The 22,759-nt window shown below is 61.0% G+C and carries 18 protein-coding genes; 9 read left to right on the top strand and 9 right to left on the bottom strand.

Going from position 1 to position 22,759, the window contains the following annotated elements; all coding sequences use genetic code 11:
- Window positions 1–156 precede the first annotated feature (156 nt).
- The 3 genes from BS629_RS17725 to BS629_RS17715 all read right to left on the bottom strand — a co-directional run bounded on the left by BS629_RS17725 (window position 157) and on the right by BS629_RS17715 (window position 4,116).
- Entirely contained in the window at window positions 157–1,524 is a 1,368-nt protein-coding gene (locus BS629_RS17725) for a glutamine synthetase family protein (protein ID WP_018242900.1), read from the bottom strand.
- A 145-nt stretch (window positions 1,525–1,669) separates the two neighbouring features.
- Window positions 1,670–3,226 carry an amino acid permease gene (locus BS629_RS17720; RefSeq protein WP_018242901.1) on the bottom strand — a complete coding sequence of 519 codons (1,557 nt, stop codon included), beginning with the start codon at window positions 3,224–3,226 and terminating at the stop codon, window positions 1,670–1,672.
- Between the two features lie 119 nt (window positions 3,227–3,345).
- Window positions 3,346–4,116: an N-formylglutamate amidohydrolase gene (locus BS629_RS17715; RefSeq protein ID WP_018242902.1), complete on the bottom strand. Its 771-nt coding sequence runs from the start codon at window positions 4,114–4,116 to the stop codon at window positions 3,346–3,348.
- A gap of 179 nt (window positions 4,117–4,295) precedes the next feature.
- Between BS629_RS17715 and BS629_RS17710 the strand changes: the two genes are divergently transcribed.
- The 6 genes from BS629_RS17710 (at window position 4,296) to BS629_RS17685 (ending at window position 9,788) form a co-directional block, all read left to right on the top strand.
- Complete coding sequence (locus BS629_RS17710) at window positions 4,296–5,168, top strand: MurR/RpiR family transcriptional regulator (RefSeq protein ID WP_018242903.1); 873 nt, start codon at window positions 4,296–4,298, stop codon at window positions 5,166–5,168.
- 190 nt (window positions 5,169–5,358) lie between these two features.
- Complete coding sequence (locus BS629_RS17705; RefSeq protein WP_018242904.1) at window positions 5,359–6,462, top strand: ABC transporter substrate-binding protein; 1,104 nt, start codon at window positions 5,359–5,361, stop codon at window positions 6,460–6,462.
- A gap of 71 nt (window positions 6,463–6,533) precedes the next feature.
- Window positions 6,534–7,427: an ABC transporter permease gene (locus BS629_RS17700; RefSeq protein ID WP_018242905.1), complete on the top strand. Its 894-nt coding sequence runs from the start codon at window positions 6,534–6,536 to the stop codon at window positions 7,425–7,427.
- Window positions 7,424–8,212 (top strand): ABC transporter permease, encoded by a 789-nt coding sequence (locus tag BS629_RS17695; RefSeq protein ID WP_018446585.1) that lies wholly within the window; start codon window positions 7,424–7,426, stop codon window positions 8,210–8,212. Before BS629_RS17700 ends, BS629_RS17695 begins: the two co-directional genes overlap by 4 nt.
- A 12-nt stretch (window positions 8,213–8,224) precedes the next feature.
- A complete protein-coding gene (locus BS629_RS17690) occupies window positions 8,225–9,286 on the top strand; it encodes an ABC transporter ATP-binding protein (protein ID WP_018242907.1) in 1,062 nt (353 codons plus the stop codon).
- A 196-nt stretch (window positions 9,287–9,482) separates the two neighbouring features.
- Window positions 9,483–9,788, top strand: coding sequence for an NIPSNAP family protein (locus BS629_RS17685; protein WP_012758329.1), 306 nt, complete (start codon window positions 9,483–9,485; stop codon window positions 9,786–9,788).
- Between the two features lie 72 nt (window positions 9,789–9,860).
- Here BS629_RS17685 and BS629_RS17680 read toward each other — a convergent pair whose 3' ends face one another.
- From BS629_RS17680 to BS629_RS17660, 5 genes are all read right to left on the bottom strand, one after another.
- Window positions 9,861–10,862, bottom strand: a complete 1,002-nt coding sequence (locus BS629_RS17680) for an ABC transporter ATP-binding protein (RefSeq protein WP_018242908.1) — start codon at window positions 10,860–10,862, stop codon at window positions 9,861–9,863.
- 10 nt (window positions 10,863–10,872) lie between these two features.
- Entirely contained in the window at window positions 10,873–11,931 is a 1,059-nt protein-coding gene (locus tag BS629_RS17675) for a Gfo/Idh/MocA family protein (protein ID WP_018242909.1), read from the bottom strand.
- Complete coding sequence (locus BS629_RS17670; protein ID WP_018074095.1) at window positions 11,928–12,767, bottom strand: carbohydrate ABC transporter permease; 840 nt, start codon at window positions 12,765–12,767, stop codon at window positions 11,928–11,930. Before BS629_RS17670 ends, BS629_RS17675 begins: the two co-directional genes overlap by 4 nt.
- Before the next feature lie 9 nt (window positions 12,768–12,776).
- The gene (locus BS629_RS17665) at window positions 12,777–13,724 is read right to left on the bottom strand and encodes a carbohydrate ABC transporter permease (protein ID WP_018242910.1); all 948 of its coding nucleotides are present in this window, start codon (window positions 13,722–13,724) and stop codon (window positions 12,777–12,779) included.
- 218 nt (window positions 13,725–13,942) lie between these two features.
- A complete protein-coding gene (locus tag BS629_RS17660) occupies window positions 13,943–15,199 on the bottom strand; it encodes an ABC transporter substrate-binding protein (RefSeq protein ID WP_018242912.1) in 1,257 nt (418 codons plus the stop codon).
- A gap of 532 nt (window positions 15,200–15,731) precedes the next feature.
- On the opposite strand from BS629_RS17660, the gene BS629_RS17655 reads away from it, so the two are divergent.
- Window positions 15,732–16,616: a glucosamine kinase nucleotide-binding domain-containing protein gene (locus BS629_RS17655; RefSeq protein WP_018242913.1), complete on the top strand. Its 885-nt coding sequence runs from the start codon at window positions 15,732–15,734 to the stop codon at window positions 16,614–16,616.
- Complete coding sequence (locus BS629_RS17650) at window positions 16,613–17,377, top strand: GntR family transcriptional regulator (RefSeq protein WP_018242914.1); 765 nt, start codon at window positions 16,613–16,615, stop codon at window positions 17,375–17,377. The genes BS629_RS17655 and BS629_RS17650 overlap by 4 nt, the downstream gene beginning before the upstream one ends.
- Window positions 17,378–17,511: 134 nt before the next feature.
- Here the strand turns inward: BS629_RS17650 and metH are convergent, their stop codons facing one another.
- Window positions 17,512–21,285 carry a methionine synthase gene (metH, locus tag BS629_RS17645; protein WP_018242915.1) on the bottom strand — a complete coding sequence of 1,258 codons (3,774 nt, stop codon included), beginning with the start codon at window positions 21,283–21,285 and terminating at the stop codon, window positions 17,512–17,514.
- A gap of 168 nt (window positions 21,286–21,453) precedes the next feature.
- On the opposite strand from metH, the gene BS629_RS17640 reads away from it, so the two are divergent.
- Entirely contained in the window at window positions 21,454–22,713 is a 1,260-nt protein-coding gene (locus BS629_RS17640; RefSeq protein WP_018242916.1) for an AGE family epimerase/isomerase, read from the top strand.
- Window positions 22,714–22,759: the final 46 nt, after the last annotated feature.

The following is a 22,759-nucleotide window of genomic DNA, read 5'->3' as shown; positions in this document are numbered from 1 at the left end:
CTCATCCGCCTGCCGGCACCTTCTCCCCGTAAACGGGGCGAAGAGGATATGCCGCACCGGCTTTCCCCAACATCGACGCCGCGTTTGGCACGTCCCCTCTCCCCGCTTTTACGAGGGGAGGGTTAGGGTGAAGGGCAAGCAACCCGCAAATGCCTATTAAGCTCTTTCGAAACCGCGCGCCACTTCCCAGTCGGTGATACGGCGGTCGTATTCTTCCTGCTCCCATTCGGCAGCGCGGGTGTAATGGTCGATCACGTCGTCGCCGAAGGCTTTGCGCAGCATTGCCGATTCCGTCATTTCGGTCGTGGCCGCACGCAGCGTGCGCGGGATTTCGCGAACGCCCTTGCCGCCATAGGCGTCGCCGACAAAGGGGGCTTCGAGTTCCAGCTTGTTCTCGATCCCGTCAATGCCAGCGGCAAGCAGCGCGGCAAAGGCGAGATAGGGATTGAGATCGGAGCCGCCGACGCGGCACTCGATACGAATTCCCTTGGTTTCCTCACCGCAGAGCCGGTAGCCGGCGGTGCGGTTGTCCTTGCTCCAGATCGCCTTGGTCGGCGCAAACGTGCCGGCCATGAAGCGTTTGTAGGAGTTGATGTAGGGCGCCAGGAAATAGGTGATCTCGCTCGCATGGGCGAGAAGCCCGGCGACGTAATTGTGCATCAGCGGCGACATGCCGTACTTGCCGGCATGGTCGAAGAACAGCGGCTTTTCCTCCAGGCTCCAGAGCGACTGGTGGATATGCGAGGAACTGCCGGCCGCATTGTAATTCCACTTGGCCAGGAAGGTGATGGCCTTGCCCTTCGACCAGGCGATCTCCTTGCAGCCGTTCTTGATGATTGCGTGGCGGTCGGCCATGGCGAGCGCATCGGCGTAGCGCACGTTGATCTCCTCCTGGCCGGCCGAAGCTTCGCCCTTGGAGTTCTCGACCGGGATGCCGGCGCCCTGCAACCCGGTGCGGATCGCCCGCATCACCTCTTCCTCCTTGGTGGTCTGGAAGATGTGGTAGTCCTCATTGTAGGCGCTGGCGAGCTTGAGGTTGCGGTAGCCGGAAGTCTGCGCCGCCTCATAGCTCTGGTCGAACAGGAAGAATTCGAGCTCGGAGGCCATGTAGGCCTTCATGCCCATATCCTCGAGCCGCTTCACCTGCTTCTTCAGGATCGCGCGTGGCGAGTGAGCGACTTCCTCAAGCGTATGATGGTCAAGCACATCGCAGAGCACCAGCGCGGTGCCTTCCAGCCAGGGAATTCGACGCAGCGTCGCAAGATCCGGCTTCATCGTGTAGTCGCCGTAGCCCTTCTCCCAGCTCGTCGCCTTGTAGCCGGAGACGGTCTCCATCTCCATGTCGGTGGCGATCAGGTAGTTGCAGCTGTGCGTTTCCTTCCAGGCGCTCTCGACGAAATATTCCGCCTGGAAACGCTTGCCCATCAGCCGGCCCTGCATATCCACCTGGCAGGCCAGAACCGTGTCGATGCGCCCTTCGGCAACATCTTTCCTGAGGTCGTCGATTGTGTAGCTGCTGCTCATGATTGATCCGCCTAAATTGGATTGACAAAATCGGGGCAACGAAATCGCATGCGCTCGGCCGGACTTTTCGGCCCGATGCCTTTTCGTTGAACCGTGATGGGGCCGCAGGATGCGGCCCCGCCATTTGAGAGGGAAGCCTTGATGCTTAGTTTTCGCCGCTTTCGCCGACGGCTGCTTCGGCGGCCGCGATCTCGGCCTGACGCTTTGCCACTTCGGCGCCGATCGGCGGCCCCTTGAAGCGACGGCTTTCGAAGCCGAACCAGACGATCGCGGTCAGCACCAGGAAACCAACGGTGATGTAGAGCGCCCATTCATTCGGCGGCTGGATGCCGAGGATGAAGATCAGGATCATCGCGATCACAGTCAGCACCGCGAAGAGCTTGAAGACGCCTTCGCCGAGGTTCCATGGCCCCATCTTGTCCCACTTCGACGTGCCCCAGGCGAACAGGCCGAGCGTGATCGGGATCGCGAAGGAGAAGAACAGGAAGATGACCGTGCACGAGACGACGATCGTATAGACCGGCGTGTCGCCGATCGAAACGAGCGAGGAACCCCAGACGAACAGAACCGACAGGATCGAGCCGGTCCAGATCGCAGCCACCGGCGTGCGGTATTGCGGGCTGACCTTCGACAAGGCCTTCGATGCCGGCAGACCGCCGTCACGCGAGAAGGCAAAGATCATGCGCGAGACCGAGGTGACGGTCGCAAGCCCGCACAGCCACTGGCTGACCAAGATGGCAAGATAGAGAGTATCCTTGACGATCGGGTTCACCTGGCTGTCCATCGCCCAGAAGAACACGTTCCAGCCCTGCTTTGCCGCATCATCCATATTCGGCAGCATCAGAACGAAGGCGCAGAGCATGATGTATCCGAAAAGCGCCGACCAGAGAACCGACGCGACCATGCCGCGCGGGACCGATTCGGCAGCCTTGACTGTCTCTTCCGACGTATGCGCCGAGGCGTCATAGCCGGTGATGGTGTAGATCGGCAGAAGCAGGCCGAGAAGGAAGACCCAAGCACCGGAAGTGGAGGGCCAGACATTGCCGCCGACTTCGCCGGAATAGTTGGCGAAGGTAAAGAGGCGACCGATCTCATAGGAGGGCGCTGCGATCAGGCAGACGGCCGCCAGCGCGATTGCTGTTGCAAAGATCAGATAACCCGAAAAGTCCGTCAGCTTCGCGGTCAGTCCGATGCCCATGTGATTGACGAGCGCCTGCGCGCCGGTGATGACAACGAGGAAGGCGATGCGCACCATCGTCGTATCCGTCAGCCCGAAATAGCTGGTGCCGAACGAACCCATGAAGAAATAATAGGTGCCGACGTTGATGGCGCCGAGCACAGTGACGAGACCGAGCAGGTTGAACCATGCGGTCAGCCAGCCGGTGAAACGGTTACCGAGGATGGAGCCCCAGTGATAGAGGCCGCCGGCCGTCGGATAAGCGGAGCTGATCTGCGCCATGGCGACGGCGAAGACGAGCGAGATGAAGCAGCCGAGTGGCCAGCCGATGCCGATGGCGGCTCCGCCGGCGCCCGAGGTTGCCTGCGCCAGCGAATTGATGCCGCCGGAGAGGATGCAGATAATGGAGAATGATACGGCGAAGTTCGAGAACGAACTCATGCGTCGTTCGAGTTCCTGGGCATAACCCATGGAATGCAGGATGTGCACATCCTGCTTCTTGTCCAGTTCGGAATAATCCGACATGACTTCCCCCTGTTCACGATCGGCCGCGGGATTGCGGCCGGTTCAGTGCCAATTGTCCGCGGCATTTTCGCCGTGCGGACGTCCGCAGTTAAACTGCTCCCTCGGGTCTTCTTTTTATGTCAGGCGTCCAGGCTTTGCTGGAGCAGCCTTTTCAGATAGTCGGCCATGACCCCTTGGCCGATATTGTCTGCGATGAGGTCGTTACGGACCTCGATCATCACATTGCGCAAGCCGTTCGAAAGCCCGTGCAGGATCAGCGTGTGGGTCACGCCGTCCTCAGGCCCGTAAGGCTGGTTGCGTTCCGTCCTGTAAAGCGGCGCCTCGGCCGCGACCTCCAGCATCCGGTCGGCGAGCCGGCTGTCCTCATCGTGCAATATGCCGAGTTCGACGGCACGTTCGCGGCCGTGATAGACCGGCGTGAAGCTGTGCATCGTCACGATGACGCTGTCTTGTCCCCTCGCCCGGCGATCGCGGATCAGTCCGCGAATGGCGTCATGGAAAGGAACGTAGAGCGCGTCGGTGCGCGCAAGCCGTTCTTCAGGGCTCAAATCCTTGTTGCCGAGAACGGCGTAGATCTCGCTGGTTTCCGGCATGGCGCCGGGTGAACTGGGCGGCCGGTTGCAGTCATAGATAAGCCGCGAGAACCGCTGGTAAACAAGCGTCGCGTCGAGCGCTTCCGATATGCTGCGGGCGACCGCAAGCGCGCCCGGGTCCCAGGCAATGTGACTGGAGAGCGCCTCGCTGGGCAGGCCGAGATCGCCGAAAAGGGCTGGAAGCGCATTCGAAGCGTGCTCGCAGATGAGAAGCACCGGACTCCGGCCGTGGATGCGCTCGATCCCGACGCAGTCACCGTCCGCTTCGCTGAGGATTTTCGGTCGGGCTAGCACCAAAGGCGCCACTCCTTATCCCTTAACAAATTCCTTATGAAGAAAAGAATTCTTCAGGTTTCAACCCGTGTCAAGCATCCACTGAAAATTTCTTTTCATGACAGTGGTTGACATGGATTATGACAGCGTTGTTAACTTTGAGTGGGAAAGTGGCGCCAGACCATCCCGGGGAGCATAAGTACGTGACAGTTGCGTCGAAGACGGTTTCGGACGTCATACACTCGCATTTGGGGGTGTTGACGCGTGCCGAGAAGCAGCTGGCCGAAAGCCTGCTCGACAATTATCCGGTGTCCGGGCTCGGTAGCATCACTACGATCGCCGAGAACGCCGGCGTCTCGACGCCGACCGTCGTGCGCATGGTGCAGAAGCTCGGCTTCAAGGGCTATCCGGACTTTCAGGCGCATCTGCATCAGGAAGTCGAGGCGACGATCTCGAACCCCATCGCCAAACATGACCGCTGGGCGCAGAACGCCCCAGGCACCCATATTCTCAACCGTTTCGCCGATGCGATCATGGGCAATCTGCGCCAGACGCTGACCGATCTCGACACCGCGACTTTCGACAGCGTCGCCGCGTTGCTCTCCGACCGTAAGCGCGGCCTTTATTTCGTCGGCGGTCGCATCACTGGCGCGCTTGCCGAATATTTCTTCACCCATATGCAGGTCATCCGGCCGGCAACGACACTGCTATCGTCGAATTCCAGCAGCTGGCCGCAATATGTCCTCAACATGAATGCCGGCGACATCCTGATCATCTTCGACATCCGCCGCTACGAGCAGGAGATGGTGAGCCTCGCCACCGCCGCCCGCAAGCGTGGCGCCGAAATCGTCGTCTTCACCGACCAGTGGGCCTCGCCCGCCGCCAAGCTCGCCAGGCATGCTTTTCGCGTCCGGATCGAGGCGCCGTCGGCCTGGGATTCCTCCGTCGTCACCCTTTTCATCGTCGAAGCGCTGATCGAGGCCGTTCAGAATTCGACCTGGGACGAGACGAAGGAGCGCATGAAGACACTGGAAGGCCTGTTCGAGCAGACCAGGCTTTTCCGTAAACCCGGCTAGGAGGACAAGATTAAAACAGAAGAAAAACAATGACGGATTTTCACGGAACCACGGCGCGCTGTCGCAAATGAAACATTGCCGCAACCGCCTGCTATTTAGGGTGAAATGAACGTCATCCAATCGTCATACAAGCTTCATGTAAGCTCATTAACAGCATCGCCAGACACTGAAAACCCGAAGGAGAACAACAGTGATCTCTAACATTTCTCGACTACTGTCGCTTTCTACTGCGATGATCGTGGCTTCGACCGCGATTGCCGCTGCCGAGCCGAGCGCTGAACTTATCGCCGCCGCCAAGAAGGAAGGCACGCTGACGACGATCGCTCTTCCGCACGACTGGTGCGGCTACGGCGAAGTCATTGCCGGCTTTAAGGCCAAGTATGGCCTCGAGGTCAACGAGCTCAACCCGGATGCGGGTTCGGGCGACGAAGTCGAAGCCATCAAGGCCAACAAGGGCAACACCGGCCCGCAGGCTCCTGACGTCATCGACGTCGGCCTCTCTTTCGGCCCGTCTGCAAAGAAAGACGGCCTGATCCAGCCTTACAAGGTCTCCACCTGGGACTCCATCCCGGATACCGCCAAGGATGCCGAAGGCTACTGGTACGGCGACTACTACGGCGTTCTCTCGTTCCTCGTGAATAAGGATCTCGTCAAGGAATCGCCCGCCGATTGGGCCGACCTGAAAAAGAGCGACTACGCAAACAGCGTTGCCCTCGCAGGCGACCCCCGCACCGCCAACCAGGCCGTCCAGGGCGTCTATGCCGCCGGTCTTTCCGCATCCGGCGGTGACGCTGCCAAGGCCGGCGAAGAAGGTCTGAAATTCTTCGCCGAATTGAACAAGAACGGCAATTTCGTGCCGGTCGTCGGCAAGGCGGCTCCGTTCGCGCAGGGCTCGACGCCGATCATCGTTGCCTGGGATTACAACGCCCTCTCCTGGGGAGAAAGCCTCAAGGGCAATCCTCCGTTCGAGGTCGTCGTTCCGAAGTCGGGCGTCGTTGCCGGTGTCTACGTCCAGGCTATCTCAGCCTTCGCTCCGCACCCGAACGCTGCCAAGCTCTGGATGGAATACCTTTATTCCGACGAAGGTCAGCTCGGCTGGCTGAAGGGCTATTGCCACCCGATCCGCTTCAACGATCTTGCCAAGAACAACAAGATCCCGAAGGAACTGCTCGACAAGCTGCCGCCGGCTGCAGCCTATGAAAAGGCCGTTTTCCCGACGCTCGAAGAACAGTCCGCTGGCAAGGAAGCCATCACCAAGAACTGGGATTCCGTCGTCGGCGCCGCCGTCAAGTAGCCTCTAATCCTGCCTCCCCGCCGCAAGGCGGGGAGGTTTTCTCACTCCGACGCCCCAGGATGAGCTTTTCCATGAGCACCGTTTCAACGCCTATGGTGCGCAGTGCCCCCTTGATCAACAGAGATCGCGTGATCGACTGGCTGGGCATTGCACCCTTCATCATTTTCTCCCTGCTGTTCCTGATCATCCCCACGCTTTATCTTGTGGCGGGCGCATTCCTGACGCCCGAGGGCGATTTCACGCTGAAGAATATCGGTGATCTCTTTACCCCATCCATCATGAGCGCCTACTCGATCAGTATCCGTGTCTCGGTGGCGTCGGCTCTAGGCGGTGCGCTGATCGGCTTCTTCCTCGCCTGGGCCGTCGTGCTCGGTGGCCTGCCCGCCTCCGTCCGTTCGACGCTCTTGACCTTCTCCGGTGTCGCCTCGAATTTCGCCGGCGTGCCCCTTGCCTTCGCCTTTCTCGCAACGCTCGGCCGCACCGGGCTTGTGACGATTTTCCTGCGCGAATGGTTCGGCTTCAATCTCTACGGCACCGGCTTCAATCTGCTGTCCTTCTTAGGCCTCACCATCACCTACATGTATTTCCAGATACCGCTGATGGTGCTGATCCTGACGCCGGCCCTCGACGGCATGAAGAAGGAATGGCGTGAAGCCTCGCAGATCCTCGGCGCCACCAACCGCCAGTACTGGACGATGGTCGCGCTGCCGATCCTTTGGCCGAGCCTGCTCGGCACGACGCTGTTGCTCTTCGCCAATGCTTTCGGCGCCATCGCCACCGCTTTCGCGCTGACCGGCAGCTCGCTGAACATCGTGCCGATCCTGCTCTACGCGCAGATCCGCGGCGACGTTCTGCACAATGCCAATCTCGGTTACGCCATCGCGCTCGGCATGATCGTCATCACCGGCGTCTCCAACGTCCTTTACCTCATGCTGCGCATGCGCGCCGAACGGTGGCAGAAATGAAAGCTCAACGTCTCGGAGCCTGGATCGCTGTCATTCTGGGTGCATCCTATTTCGTCATTCCGTTGATCGGCACAATCGAGTTTTCGTTGCGCATGCGCCGCGGCGAATACAGCCTCGATGCTTATGAGTCGGTATTCTCCGACATTCAGTTCCGCGAGACCTTCGGCTATTCCATGCTGATGGCGTTGCTCACCATCGTCTTCGGCATGCTGCTCGTCGTGCCGACGGCCTATTGGGTGCGCCTGCGCCTGCCGCAGATGCGTCCGGTCGTCGAATTCATCACGCTGCTGCCGCTTGTCATTCCGGCGATCGTCATCGTCTTCGGTTACCTCAGAATGTATAATTCGTCCTCTTACCTACCGTTGACGGGTTCGACGACCGGCACCAACGCCCTGCTGGTCTTCTCCTATATCACGCTGTCCCTGCCCTATATGTACCGCGCCGTCGATACCGCCATGCGCGCGATCGACGTCCGCACGCTGACGGAAGCGGCCGAAAGCCTCGGCGCCCGATGGACGACCATCATGTTCAAGTGCATTTTCCCGAATGTCATGAGCGGCGTGCTCTCAGGCGCTTTCATCACGCTGGCGATCGTCATGGGCGAATTCACCTTTGCCGCACTTTTGAACCGTCCGGCCTTCGGTCCCTACCTGCAGCTCGTCGGCGCCAACAAGGCCTACGAGCCTTCGGCGCTTGCGGTCATCGCCTTCTCGATCACCTGGCTCAGCATGGGCCTGCTCAACCTCGTTTCCCGCTTCGGCAAAGCCGCCCCGGCAAAGGCTTAAGGTATCTGGCTCATGTCTTTTCTCACGCTGAACAACATTCAGAAATCCTTCGGCCCGGTTCAGGTCGTCAAGAACTTCAACATGACGATCGAGAAGGGTGAGTTCATCTCCTTTCTCGGACCGTCGGGCTGCGGCAAGACGACCGTCCTGCGCATGATCGCCGGCTTTGAAACGCCGACTGGCGGCACGCTGACCATCAACGGCAAGGATCAAAGCTCGCTGAAGCCGAACCAGCGCAATATCGGCATGGTGTTCCAGGCCTACGCGCTGTTCCCCAACATGACGGTGCACGACAACGTCGCCTTCGGCCTCAAGGTGGCAGGCGCGCCGAAGCCTGAGGTCGACGCCCGCGTCAACGAAATGCTCGGCCTGATCAAGCTCGATCACCTGGCCGACCGCTTCCCCTATCAACTGTCGGGCGGCCAGCAGCAGCGTGTAGCCCTTGCCCGTGCGCTTGCCGTCAAGCCGCAGGTGCTGCTGCTCGACGAGCCGCTCTCCGCACTCGACGCCAAGATCCGCGTGTCGCTGCGCGAGGAAATCCGCCAGATCCAGCAGCAACTCGGCATCACCACGGTCTTCGTCACCCACGATCAGGAGGAAGCCCTGTCAATCTCCGACCGCATTGTCGTCATGAATGCCGGTAAGGCCGACCAGATCGGTTCGCCCTTCGAGATTTACAACACACCAGCGACGCGCTTCGTCGCCTCCTTCGTCGGCACGCTGAACCTCATCGAGGCCAAGGTCGTCGATCCCGATACCAACCGCATCCAGATCGGCGATCAGGGCATAACGCTGAAGCAGTCGGTCGCAGCCCACAAGGCAGGCGAAACCATTTCGCTGGCGCTGCGTCCGGAAGCCGGCTCCCTCTCCGACAGTGTCAAGAGCGACACGGCACTGACCGGTCAGGTCGTTTCGGCCCACTTCCTGGGATCAGTCATCCGCACCCGCATGAATGTTGGGGGCAATGTCATCTCCTTCGACATGTTCAACAGCCCGGGCACCACCCCGCCGCAGGCCGGCGAAACGGTGACGCTGCGCTTCATGGCAGCCGACCTGCTCATCATCCGCGACTAACCAGCGTAGCGCGACCTCGCCTGGAAGGCGCCGCCGACGCGGTGCTTTTTTCATTTCAGGCCGGCCGACCTGTCAGCAAACGTGATGCAACCATCACCGTAAGGCACTTGAACTCTCCCAGCCCGGTGCCAGAAGTTGAGTAAACCAAATGAGCCGGGCAGCCCTCCGCCCGGCATTTACGCGATGGGATATGTCAATGATTACCTGCCACCTGCGTTATGTGATCGATCCGTACAAGCTTGCCGAATTCGAGGAATATGCCCGGCTCTGGATTCCGATCGTCAACAGAATGGGCGGCACCCATCACGGTTATTTCCTGCCGTCCGAAGGCGCCAACAACATTGCCGTTGCCTTGTTTTCCTTCCCGAGCCTTGCCGCCTACGAGGACTATCGCACACGCATGGCAAGCGATCCGGAATGTCAGGCCGCTTTCGAACTCGACAAACGCAACCGCAGTATCGTCAGCTATGAACGCAGCTTCATGCGGCCCGTGCTCGGCTGATCGAACCGCACACGACGGAACGAAAAAGCCCCGCCAGGCTGGCTGGCGGGGCTTTTTCGTTCTGTCGTGCGCTTAGCGGATCGCCTGGTCGTCTACATCGAAGCGATGCACGTGCGCCTGGTCCGGGGTCGCATAGACGATCTCGTCCGGCTCATACTGGTGCTCGCCGAAAAGACGCGCCGTCAACAGGCCGCATTGATCAGATTCCAGATAGATGATCGTGTCGGCGCCGAGATGCTCAACATGCACGACCTTCGCAGCCCAAGTCCCCTGTTCGCGCGACAACGTCAGGTGTTCGGGACGCACGCCGATCGTCTTGGCGCTGTGATCGCCGACCTTCTCGGCCGCGATGAAATTCATCTGCGGCGAGCCGATGAAGCCGGCGACGAAAACATTGGCCGGTCGTTTATAGAGTTCCATCGGCGAACCGATCTGCTCGATCGCCCCGGCATTCAAGACAACGATCTTGTCGGCAAGCGTCATCGCCTCGACTTGATCGTGGGTGACATAGATCATCGTCGCCTTCAGACTGCGGTGCAGCCGGGCGATTTCGAGACGGGTCTGGACACGCAGCGCCGCATCGAGGTTCGACAGCGGTTCGTCGAACAAGAAAAGTTCGGGTTCGCGTACGATGGCACGGCCGATGGCGACGCGCTGGCGCTGGCCGCCGGAGAGCTCGGCCGGCCGCCGCGCCAGATAGGGTTCCAGCGAAAGCATGCCGGATGCCTTGCTGACACGCTTGTCGATCTCGTCCTTGGCGGTGCCGGCCTGCTTGAGACCAAGCCCCATATTGTCCTTGACCGTCAGATGCGGATAGAGCGCGTAAGACTGGAACACCATGGCGATGCCGCGCTTGGCCGGCGGCGTCAGCGTCTCATCGCGACCATTGATGACGACGGCGCCTGACGTGACGTCTTCGAGGCCTGCAATGCTGCGCAGCAGCGTCGATTTCCCACAGCCCGACGGCCCGACGAAGATGACGAATTCGCCGTCCCTGACCTCGAGGTCGATGCCTTTCAGCACCTCATGCGTGCCATAGGTCTTGCGGATGGATTTGAGTTGAAGTGATCCCACTGTCTTTCCCTTACAATCTGACCGGCTGGCCGGTACGCACGCTCTCGTCGGCGGCAAGGCAGATGCGCAGCGACGCCACCGCATCCGCCATATGGCGGTCGAGGTCCAGATCCTCGCGGATCGCCCTCAGCATGAAGGCCTGTTCCAGGTCGCAGAGCGCCTGATGGCCGGGTTCGCCTTCCATCGTCATGTCCTGGTCGGGTCGGATGAACTTGCCGTCAGGCCCGGTCTCGGCCGTGTGCAGCCGGATCACCGAGGTCTTGGTGTGGGTGTCGATATCGTCGGACTTGGCGTTCGGTTCCATGACGATCGACACCGCGCCTTTTGGCGACATCACATCCTTCACGAAGAAGGCGGTCTCCGAGATCATCGGGCCCCAGCCGGCCTCGTACCAGCCGACCGAACCATCCTCGAACAGCACCTGCAGGTGACCGTAATTATACATGTCGGCGGCGATCTCTTCCGACATACGCAGCCCCATGCCGCGCACCTCGACAGCCTTGGCGTCGGTGATCTGGCACATGACGTCGACATAATGCACGCCGCAGTCGACGATCGGCGAGGTGGTGCGCATCAGCGACTTGTGCGTCGCCCACGTCGGGCCGCTGGACTGCTGGTTGAGGTTCATGCGGAAGACGTAAGGTGGACCGAGCTTGCGCGCCTCTTCGATCAGCTTCATCCAGGAAGGATGATGGCGAAGGATATAACCGATCACCAGCTTGCGCCCCGCCTTCCTGGCCGCGGCGACGACGCGCTCGGCGTCGGCGACCGTGGTCGCCAGCGGCTTTTCAACGAAGACGTCGCAGCCGGCCTCGAAGGCGGCGACGGCATAATCGGCATGACTGTCGGAGTAGGTGTTGATCGAGCAGAGGTCCGGCTTCAGTTCGGTCAGCGCCGCCATGAAGTCGGGATGGATCGCATAGCCCTGCAGCTCGGGCTCCAATTGCGGCGTCGAGCGGTTGACGAGACCGACGATCTCGAAGCCGGGATTGTTGTGATAGGCGAGCGCGTGGCTGCGACCCATATTGCCGAGGCCGGCAACGAGGACACGGATCGGTTTTACTGTCACTTGACGGCTCCTGACGTGATGCCGCGGATCAGCTGCCGCGAGAAGATGACGTAGAGGACGAGGATTGGCAGGATCGCCAGCGATAGCGCCGCCAGTACCGCGTTCCAGTTGGTGACGAACTGGCCGATGAAGATCTGCGAGCCGAGCGTGACCGTCTTGGTGGCCTCGGAGGGTGCGAGGATCAGCGGGAACCAGAGATCGTTCCAGATCGGGATCATCGTGAACACCGCGACCGTCGCCATCGCAGGGCGCACCAGCGGCAGCACCAGGCGGAAGAAGATCGCATATTCGGAAAGCCCGTCGATGCGCCCGGCATTCTTCAGATCGTCCGAAACCGTGCGCATGAATTCCGACAGGATGAAGATCGCCAGCGGTATGCCCTGCGCGGTATAGACGAGGACCAGCGCCGTCAGCGTATTGACGAGGCCGGCCGCCACCATGCCCTGCAGGATCGCCACCGTGCCGAGACGGATCGGGATCATGATGCCGATCGCCATGTAGAGACCAAGCAGCATATTGCCGCGGAAGCGATACTCCGAGAGCGCGAAGGCCGCCATGGCGCCGAAGAGCAGTACCAGCAGGATCGAGACGATCGTGACGATGAAGCTGTTCTGGAAATAGGTGGCGAAATCGCCCTGCCCGAGCACCGTCTGATAGCCGACGAGGCTGAAGGTCGATGGCGTCGGGATCATCAGCGGCTCGCGGAAGATCGAGGCACGATCCTTGAACGAGTTGACGATGGTCAGAAACACCGGAAACAGCGCGACCAGTGTATAGGCGCTCAGCGCCAGATGCACGAGGCCGGTGCGGATGGGAGATGTGCGTGCCTTGGACATGCGCGCTCCTCAGAACTGGTAGCGACGCATGCGCCGCTGGATGACGAACAGATAAAGCGAGACGCCGGCGAGGATGATGAGGAACATCACCGTGGCGATGGTCGCGCCCATCGAGCGATCGCCGAGCTGAAGCTGGAAACCGAAGAAGGTGCGGTAGAGCAGCGTGCCGAGAATGTCGGTCGACATGTCAGGCCCGGCAAGCGCCCCCTGCACGGTATAGATCAAGTCGAAGGCGTTGAAATTGCCGACGAAAGTCAGGATCGAGATAATGCCGATCGCCGGCAGGATGAGCGGCAGCTTGATTTTCCAGAACTGGGCCCAGCCGGTGATGCCGTCGCATTCGGCCGCCTCGATCACCTCTTCGGGGATGCTGAGCAGTGCGGCATAGATCAGCATCATCGGAATGCCGATATATTGCCAGTTCGAGATCAGCGACACCGCGATCAGCGCCGAACCGGACTTGCCGAGCCAAGGCGCGAACAGGAATTTCAAGCCGATGAGATCGAGCATCCAGGGCGCCACGCCCCAGATCGGCGAGAGGATGAGCTTCCAGATGAAACCGACGATGACGAAGGACAGGAGAGTCGGCAGGAACATCGCCGTGCGATAGAAGGCGACGCCGCGTAGCTTCGGCACCGAAAGCAGGGCGGCAAGCGCCACGCCGATCGGGTTCTGCACGCACATGTGGATGGCAAAGAAGATCAGGTTATTGACAAGGGCATTCCAGAAATCGCGCGCCCAGCGCGCATCGCCGAACAGCACTTTAAAATTCGCCAGTCCGACGAAGGCCGGCTGCCCGTCGACCGTATTGTAGAGCGACAACCGGAGCGTTTCGATAAGGGGCAGCACCATGACGGCGGAATAGACGATCAGGGCCGGCAGCATGAAGACGAAGATGTGCCAGCGCACCGGGCGCCTGATCGGGACGATATCGACCGCGTTGTCGGTTTCGCTCATGGCTTTTGCCTGTTCTTGTCGACTGGCCGCAAGGCGCAGCACAGATGGAAAACATTGCGCCTCACCCTGCCCTTCTCTCCGGCTGCGGGGAGAAGGAACGTGCCCTGCTGAAATGCCATGTCGGGCTGGGAGGTCGCTGCGAGTCTCCTTCTCCCCGCAAGCGGGAGAAGGTGGCCAGCAGGCCGGACGAGGGGCGGCAAACGCCGCCCCTGATCACATCACTTGGCCGGCTTGTACCAGCTGTCGAGGCCCTTCTGGAGCTTTTCGGCAGCAACCGCAGGCGTATCCGTGCCGTTGATCACATTGGCCGATTCGACCCAGGTCTCGTTTTCGAGGTTCGGCGTGCCGCGCGACAGGATCTGATAGGTCGAGCGCATGGTCGACTTGTACGGGCCGCGCCAGGAGACGAACTCCTGAGCGAGCGGATCGGACATCTTGACCGGGGTGGAGTTCAGGCTGAAGAAGCCCGGCAGCGAGTTCGCATAGATGTCGGCGAACTCAGGCGAAGCAACCCAACTGAGGAACTTCTTGGCTTCCTCGGCATGGGTGCTCTTCGCGTTCAAGGCGACGCCGATGTCCGGATGGTCGGAGATGTAGCCGGTGTCACCGGCCTTCGGAACCGGCGGCGGGAAGGCGCCCATCTTGAACTGGGCCTGGCTGTTGAACAGCGAGATTTCCCACGAACCGGCCGGGTAGATGGCGGCACGGCCGAGCGTGAAGAGATTCTGGCTGTCCGAATAGGTCTGGGCTTCGAAACCGTCGCCGAGATAGGGCTTCCACTTGGCAAGCTCTTCATAGGGCTTGACCCATTCGGCGTCGGTCAGCTTCTGCTTGCCTTCGATCAAGGCCTTACGGCCTTCCTCACCCTTCCAGTAGTTCGGGCCGATATTCTGGTAGCCCATGGTGGCGGCCTCCCAGAGATCCTTGGTGCCCATGGCGAGCGGGATGTAGGTGCCGTCGGCCTTGATCTTGTCGAGCGCTGCGTAGAACTCGTCCTGCGTCTTCGGCACGGAGATGCCGAGCTTATCGAAGGCATCCTTGTTGTAGATGAAACCGTGGATGACCGATGCCATCGGCACGCAGAAGGTCGACTTGCCATCGTCGGTCGCCCAGGCGGCCTTGGCGACCGGAGAGAAGTTCTCCATGCCCGGCAGGCTGGTGATGTCGACGAGCTGTTTCTTGTTGAAGAGCTCGAGCGAGGTGAACGGACGGCAGGTGATGATGTCGCCTGCGGAACCGGCATCGAGCTTGGCGTTCAGCGAAGCATTGTATTCGGTCGGCGCGGTCGGCGAGAAGACGATCTTGATGCCCGGGTTCTTGGCTTCGAACGCCGGAATGATCTTTTCCTGCCAGATCTGCAGGTCGTCGTTACGCCAGCTTTCGAGCGTCAGCGTGACGTCGGCGGCATGGACGAGACCTGCCGGCGTCAGCAGGCTAGAGGCAAGCAGCAAGCTTTTCAGAGCAGTGTTTTTCATTTCCCTCTCCTGTTGTCAGGCGCCGAAGGCGCCGTTTTTCGATCTGAAACAAGCAATTGGCGTGTCTGAGGAAACACCCCAATGCCCCTTGGAGGACCGCCAGCGACTGCCGGCCCCGAAAGCTCGTGGACGCAAAGGCGGATCGCCTGCGGCCGGAAGTGCGCGCCTTCCCGGTGGCCTGCACCGGGCGTGGCGAAATGACGAGGGAAAGCCGATGGATGCCTGAACTCAACCACTGGCCACACGGGCCGGCAGGTGTCCTTGCAATCATCCTCGAAGCGGTTCCGGCTTGGCTTTACTGCCGGTTTTCGTGGGCTTCGAAACGCTGTTCCCTTTGATCGAATTAAGGCCAAAAAAATACCAATTGTCCAGCCGAATTTAACTTTTTCGCTGCCAAAAATTCATTAAAAAATTTTATCAAGTAAAATCAATAAGATAAAAAGATTGATTTTCTCCTTCATTCCTACTTGGTAAATGGTATTTTTTTGGTATTGTAGTAAAAAACATGGGGAACGGCATATTCGGAGGCCCGATGACGGAGCTTGCAATCGGCATAGACGGCGGCGGAACGAGCTGCCGAGCCGCGGTCGCGGACAGAAACGGCAATATCATCGGCCGCGGCAAGGCAGGCCCTGCCAACATTCTGTCGGATCTCGAAAACTCTCTTCTCAATATCGTTGAATCCGCCCGGCAGGCGCTGCGCGATGCCGGGCTTGCTGCAGAAACCATTTCCTCCGTCGCAGCCGTCGTCGGCGTCGCCGGCGCCAATGTCGGGGATTACGGCAGGCGAATCGAAAAGGCCCTGCCCTTCGCCGAAGGCCGCGTCGTCACCGATGCGCTGATCGCGCTGCAGGGCGCGCTCGGCGATGCCGACGGCATCGTCGGCGCCTTCGGCACCGGCTCGGTCTATAACGCCCGTAGGGATGGCCGACTGAATGGCATCGGCGGCTGGGGTTTCGTCGTCGGCGACCAGGCAAGCGGCGCCCGCCTCGGCCGTGACCTCCTGGAACGATCGCTGCTCGCCCACGACGGAGTGCGCCCGGCATCGCCGATCACCGAAGCGGTCATGGCCGAATACGGCAATGATCCGGAGCGCATCGTCGAATTCGCGCATTCGGCAAGACCGAAGGACTTTGCCCGCTACGCACCGATCGTCTTCCAGCATGCGGCCAAGGGCGATGCCGTCGCGGTCGGCATCGTTACGGATGCCGCAACGGCGATCGGCGAAAGCCTCGACGCGCTGCTCTGGCCCGAATGCCCGTCGATCTGCCTGCTCGGAGGTCTTGCCGAAGCCTATGAACCCTGGCTTTCCGAACGCTACAGGCCGCTGCTTGCCAGACCGAAGAACGATGCCTTGCACGGCGCGGTGGAACTTGCGGTGAAGCTCCTGAACGACCGACAGAGAGGTGCGGCATGAGCGACGACCTCGCTACCATCCTGTCCCTGGAGCGCCTGCAGGCTGCCGGCACCGGCCCGCTCTACGTCAAGCTGCGCCGCATGCTCGAAGAGGCCGTGCGCACCGGCACGCTCGGCCACGGCGATGCGCTGCCGCCGGAACGTGACATCGCCGAATTCGCCGCCGTCAGCCGCGTCACCGTGCGAAAGGCGATCGACGATCTTGTCGCCGACGGCCTGCTGGTGCGCCGCCACGGCTCGGGCACCTTCGTCGCCAAGCCGGTCTCCAAGGTCGAGCAACGCCTGTCGCAGCTCACCTCCTTTACTGAGGATATGGCGCGCCGCGGCATGTCCTCCCGCTCCGAATGGCTGCACAAGGGCATCCACACCCCCTCGCCCGACGAGATGATGATCCTTGGCCTCGGTACCGACGTCAAGGTTTCGCGCCTCTCCCGCCTGCGCATCGCCGACGACCAGCCGCTGGCGATCGAGAACGCTAGCGTCTCCGGCGAATTCCTGCCCGATCCCTCAGCCGTCACCAATTCACTCTATGCCGAACTCGAACGCCTCCAGGTTCGCCCTGTGCGCGCCGTGCAGCGCATCTCGGCGACCAACATGAAGGAAGCCGATGCCCAGCTTCTCGGCGTCTCCGTGGGTGCGGCCGGCCTGTCGATCGAGCGTATCTCCTATCTCGGCTCAGGCCGCGCCGTCGAATTCACCCGCTCGCTCTATCGCGGCGACGCCTATGATTTCGTCGCGGAGTTGACGATCGCGGTGACTTGAACCGCAAAGCCGACAGCATCGGCTCCAAGGAATAATCTTCTTGATTTTCAAAAGCATGGAGCCGGAAAGTGAATCACTTTCCGGCTCCATCGTTTCTTGAATCACTTTATCAGCGGACGACGCCAAACGGCTGGTTACGCCGCATCCTCGATCTCGGTTTCGACCTTGCGCGGCACGTAGTTCAGCACCGGTCCGAGCCAGCGCTCGACTTCGGAAACCTCCATGCCCTTGCGGGCCGCATAGTCTTCCACCTGATCGCGCTCCACCTTGGCAACGCCGAAATAATAGGAGTCGGGATGGCCGATATAGAGGCCGGAGACCGAGGAACCCGGCCACATCGCATAGCTCTCCGTCAGCTTCACGCCAGCCGCTTTTTCAGCGTCGAGCAGTTTGAACAGCGTTGCCTTTTCGGTGTGGTCAGGCTGGGCGGGATAACCGGGCGCCGGGCGGATGCCGGCATAGGCTTCGGTGATGAGATCCTCCTTGCTGAGCGTCTCGTCCTTGGCATAGCCCCAGTATTCGCGTCGTACCTGTTCATGCATGCGCTCGGCAAAAGCTTCGGCGAAGCGGTCGGCCAGCGCCTTGACGAGGATCGAAGAATAATCGTCGTTCGCCCGTTCGAAACGTTCGGCGATGGCGATCTCCTCGATACCCGCCGTCACCACGAAGCCGCCGACATAATCCTGAACACCGCTTGTGACAGGCGCGACGAAGTCGGAGAGCGCCACGTTCGGCCGCCCGTCCCGCTTCGAAAGCTGCTGCCGCAGCGTATAGAAGGTCTCAAGCTCCTGTTTCCGGCTCTCGTCCGTGAACAGCCGGATATCGTCGCCGACGGCGCCGGCCGGCCAGAAGCCGATGACGGCGCGCGGGCGGAACCACTTCTCGTCGATGATCTTCTTGAGCATGGCCTGCGCATCGGCCCAGAGCGCGCGCGCCGCCTCGCCCTGCTTCTCGTCTTCCAGAATGGCGGGGTAACGGCCGCGCAGCTCCCAGGTCTGGAAGAACGGCGTCCAGTCGATGTATTTGGCAAGCTCGGCCAGATCGTAATCCTCGAACACCCGCGTGCCGAAGAATTGCGGCTTCACCGGCTGGTAGGCAGACCAGTCGATCTTGTGGGCATTCTCGCGAGCCCGGGGCAGCGGCAGGCGCACCTTCTCGGCCTCGCTGCGCGCATGGGCGGCCGCCACCTTGGCATATTCGGCTCTTATATCGTCGACATAGCTCTGGCGGGTCTCCGGCGACAGCAGCGCCGAAACAACGCCGACGGCGCGGCTCGCATCGGTGACGTAGACCGTCTGCCCCTTGTTGTAGCCCGGATGGATCTTCACGGCCGTATGCACGCGGCTGGTCGTCGCCCCGCCGATCAACAGCGGGATCTCGAAACCCTGCCGCTCCATCTCGGCGGCAACATGCACCATCTCGTCGAGCGACGGCGTGATCAGGCCGGAAAGGCCGATGACGTCGACCTTCTCGGCAATCGCCGTTTCAAGGATCTTCGTCGCCGGCACCATGACGCCGAGGTCGACGATCTCGTAATTGTTGCAGGCAAGCACGACGCCGACGATGTTCTTGCCGATATCGTGTACGTCGCCCTTGACCGTCGCCATCAGGATCTTGCCGGCCGACCGGCGTTCATCGCCGCCGTTGAGGCGCTTTTCCTCTTCCATGTAGGGCAGCAGCACGGCGACCGCCTGCTTCATCACGCGCGCCGACTTGACCACCTGCGGCAGGAACATCTTGCCCGAGCCGAACAGGTCGCCGACGACATTCATGCCGGCCATCAGCGGCCCTTCGATGACGTGCAGCGGCCGGGCAGCCTGCTGGCGCGCCTCTTCGGTATCGGCCTCGATATATTCGGTGATGCCGTTGACCAGCGCGTGTTCGAGACGCTTCTCGACGCTCCATTCGCGCCAGGAGAGATCCTGGACCCGGCCTTCCCTGGCACCGGCGCCACGGAAACGCTCGGCCACTTCGAGCAGCCGCTCGGTGCCGTCAGGACGGCGGTTCAGCACCACGTCCTCGCAGGCCTGGCGCAGTTCGGGATCGATATTGTCGTAGACGGCAAGCTGGCCGGCATTGACGATACCCATGTCCATGCCAGCCTGGATGGCGTGGTAGAGGAACACGGCATGCATCGCCTCGCGCACCGGCTCGTTGCCGCGGAACGAGAAGGACAGGTTGGAGACGCCGCCCGAAATATGCACCAGCGGCATGCGCTCGCGGATCGTCCGCGTCGCCTCGATGAAATCGACGCCGTAGTTGTTGTGCTCTTCAATGCCGGTGGCGACCGCGAAGATGTTCGGATCGAAAATGATGTCCTCAGGCGGGTAGCCGATCTTTTCGGTCAGCAGCTTGTAGGCGCGCGTGCAGATATCCACCTTGCGCTCGTAGCTGTCCGCCTGCCCCGTCTCATCGAAGGCCATGACGACGACGGCGGCACCGTAATTGTGCAGCAGCCGCGCCTGGGCGAGGAAGTTCTCCTCGCCTTCCTTCAGCGAGATCGAGTTGACGATCGGCTTGCCCTGGACGCGCTTCAGGCCGGATTCGATGATCGAGAACTTCGACGAATCAATCATGACAGGCACGCGGGCGATGTCAGGCTCGGCGGCGATCAGGTTGAGGAACTCGACCATCGCCTTTTCGGAATCGATCAGGCCCTCGTCCATGTTGATGTCGATCACCTGCGCACCGTTCTCGACCTGGTCGCGCGCCACATCGAGCGCTGCGGTGAAATCGGCATTGGTGATCAGTTTGCGGAAGCGGGCCGAACCGGTGACGTTGGTGCGCTCACCGACGTTGACGAAAGGAATATCCTTCGTCAGTTCGAAGGGTTCGAGACCCGACAGCGACATGAAGGGGCGATGCTCGGGAATCGGCCGTGGCTTGTACTTCGCAACGGTCTCGGCGATCGCCTTGATATGTTCCGGCGTCGAGCCGCAGCAGCCGCCGACGATATTGACCAGCCCCTCGCGGGCGAAGCTGTCGATCTGCGCCGCCATCAGCTCCGGCGTTTCGTCATACTGGCCGAACTCGTTCGGCAGGCCGGCATTCGGATAGGCGCAGATGAAGGTGTCGGCAACACCCGAAAGCTCCTGCAGATGCGGGCGCATCGCATTGGCGCCGAGCGCGCAATTGAGCCCGATCGTGAAGGGATTGGCATGGCGCACGGAATTCCAGAAGGCCGACGGCGTCTGGCCGGACAGCGTGCGGCCGGAAAGGTCGGTGATCGTGCCCGAGATCATCACCGGCAGGCGCACGCCCTTGGCCTCGAAGCGCTCCTCGCAGGCGAAGATCGCCGCCTTGGCGTTCAGCGTGTCGAAGATCGTCTCGATGAGGATGATGTCGGCGCCGCCGTCGATCAGCCCGTCGATCTGCTCGCCATAAGCGGAACGCAGATCGTCGAAGGTGACGGCGCGGAAACCCGGATTGTTGACGTCGGGCGAGATCGAGGCGGTGCGGTTGGTCGGCCCGATGGCGCCGGCGACGAAGCGGCGGCGGCCGTCCTCACGCTCGGCGCGCAGTGCGGCCCGGCGCACGATCTCGGCGCCTTCTTTGTTGAGGTCGTAAACCGCACCTTCCATCTCGTAATCGGCCTGCGCGATGCGGGTCGAGGAGAAGGTGTTGGTCTCGAGAATGTCGGCGCCGGCCTTGGCGTATCTGTAATGGATCTCTTCGATCGCATCCGGCTGGGTCAGGATCAGAAGGTCATTATTGCCCTTCTGGTGACAGGCGCAGCCGATGAAGCGCGTTCCGCGAAACTGGTCTTCGTCATAGCCGAGCCCCTGGATCTGCGTGCCCATGGCGCCGTCGAGAACAAGGATGCGTTCGCTCGCGGCTTGTTTCAAAGCTGCGAACACTTCACTGCCGTCACGCTTGCCCGTTTCCGGACCAAAGAGATTGTCAAACACGGGAGGGCTCCTTGACGTCGTAAGACCAGACTTCCAAATCACATAAAGATATCTTTATGTCAATATATGCCTGTCGATTTCGTGCTTTGCAAATCTCGCCGGATGACAGGCTTGCCCGACCTCTATATAGGCGTTTGCGACGCTTGTGCACGAAATCGGAGGAGCATCATGGCACCCGCAACCGGCAACGCCGCGCTTGGAAACTGGACGACCCGCGCCTATCATCGCGACTGGCTGCTGACCCAGGCGAACGGTCTTTTCGATTTCTTCCAGCACAATTCGGTCAACCCCAAGGGCGGTTTCTACGATCTCGACGACGAAGGCGGGCCGCTCGACGCCGAGGGCCAGGTCCGCGGCATCCATATCGCCGCGCGCGCCGTGCATTGCTTCTCGATCGGCGCCCTGCTCGGCCGTCCTGGTGCTGCCGATGTCGTCGACCACGGCATGGACTATATCTGGAACCATCATCGCGACCGGAAAAATGGCGGTTATTTCTGGTCCCTGAACAATGATGGTCCCGTCGATTCCAACAAGCAGGGCTATGGCCATGCTTTCGTGTTGCTTGCCGCCTCAGCCGCAAAGACGATCGGCCATCCGCTTGCCGACGGCATGCTTGATGATATCACCGAGATCCTGAACACGAAGTTCTGGGAAGCGAATCACGGCGCGATCGCCGAGGAATTCACCGCCGACTGGCAGCCGTTCGATGGCGGCGCCTATCGCGGCCAGAACTCTAATATGCACCTGACCGAAGCGCTGATGGCCGCCTTCGAAGCCACCGGCGACCGGGACTATCTGACCAAGGCCGAAAGTATCGCCGATCTCGTCATCCGCCGCGCCGCCGGTTCGGTCGACTGGCGCGTCGCCGAGCATTTCGACGCCGAATGGAATCTCGACAAGACGTACTATCATCCGAACGAAATGTTCCGCCCGGCCGGCACGACGCCCGGCCACTGGCTGGAATGGGCCCGCCTCATCCTGCAGCTCTGGGCGCTCGGCGGCAAACGCATCGAATGGATGCCGGATGCGGCCAAGGCGCTCTTTGCGCTATCCATGGCGCTCGGCTGGGATAACGACAAGGGCGGCTTCTTCTATACGCTCGATTGGGACGACAAGCCCGCCAAGCGCAACAAGCTCTGGTGGCCAGCCTGCGAAGGTGCGGCCGCCGCGCATTTCCTCAACGAGCACCTGCCGAGCGATTTCCATGAAGAGAGCTACCGCAAGATCTGGAACGTGATCGAACGCGCCTTCATCGATCACAAGAATGGCGGCTGGCACGAGGAGCTGACGGAAGATCTCGTCCCCTCACACTCGCTGTTCCCCGGCAAGGGCGATATCTATCACGCCCTGCAGGCCTGCCTCATCCCGCTCTTCCCGGCGACCGGCAGCCTGACAAAGGGCATCGCCGAGGCCGGCGGGAAGCTCTGAAGCAGAGCATGATGCCGAAAAGTGCGAGCGGTTTTCGGACGACATC

The sequence above is a fragment of the Rhizobium leguminosarum bv. viciae USDA 2370 genome (assembly GCF_002008365.1).
GTDB classification, from domain to species: domain Bacteria; phylum Pseudomonadota; class Alphaproteobacteria; order Rhizobiales; family Rhizobiaceae; genus Rhizobium; species Rhizobium leguminosarum.
This window is presented reverse-complemented; position numbering and strand designations above follow the sequence as displayed.

What these genes read in the sequence shown, in the direction of transcription:
- BS629_RS17695 (WP_018446585.1), top strand. Translation starts at nt 7,424, where the DNA reads ATGAAAGCTCAACGTCTCGGAGCCTGGATCGCTGTCATTCTGGGTGCA.
- BS629_RS17720 (WP_018242901.1), bottom strand. Translation starts at nt 3,226, where the DNA reads ATGTCGGATTATTCCGAACTGGACAAGAAGCAGGATGTGCACATCCTG.
- BS629_RS17640 (WP_018242916.1), top strand. Translation starts at nt 21,454, where the DNA reads ATGGCACCCGCAACCGGCAACGCCGCGCTTGGAAACTGGACGACCCGC.
- BS629_RS17660 (WP_018242912.1), bottom strand. Translation starts at nt 15,199, where the DNA reads ATGAAAAACACTGCTCTGAAAAGCTTGCTGCTTGCCTCTAGCCTGCTG.
- BS629_RS17700 (WP_018242905.1), top strand. Translation starts at nt 6,534, where the DNA reads ATGAGCACCGTTTCAACGCCTATGGTGCGCAGTGCCCCCTTGATCAAC.
- BS629_RS17725 (WP_018242900.1), bottom strand. Translation starts at nt 1,524, where the DNA reads ATGAGCAGCAGCTACACAATCGACGACCTCAGGAAAGATGTTGCCGAA.
- BS629_RS17650 (WP_018242914.1), top strand. Translation starts at nt 16,613, where the DNA reads ATGAGCGACGACCTCGCTACCATCCTGTCCCTGGAGCGCCTGCAGGCT.
- BS629_RS17655 (WP_018242913.1), top strand. Translation starts at nt 15,732, where the DNA reads ATGACGGAGCTTGCAATCGGCATAGACGGCGGCGGAACGAGCTGCCGA.
- BS629_RS17670 (WP_018074095.1), bottom strand. Translation starts at nt 12,767, where the DNA reads ATGTCCAAGGCACGCACATCTCCCATCCGCACCGGCCTCGTGCATCTG.
- BS629_RS17665 (WP_018242910.1), bottom strand. Translation starts at nt 13,724, where the DNA reads ATGAGCGAAACCGACAACGCGGTCGATATCGTCCCGATCAGGCGCCCG.
- BS629_RS17685 (WP_012758329.1), top strand. Translation starts at nt 9,483, where the DNA reads ATGATTACCTGCCACCTGCGTTATGTGATCGATCCGTACAAGCTTGCC.
- BS629_RS17690 (WP_018242907.1), top strand. Translation starts at nt 8,225, where the DNA reads ATGTCTTTTCTCACGCTGAACAACATTCAGAAATCCTTCGGCCCGGTT.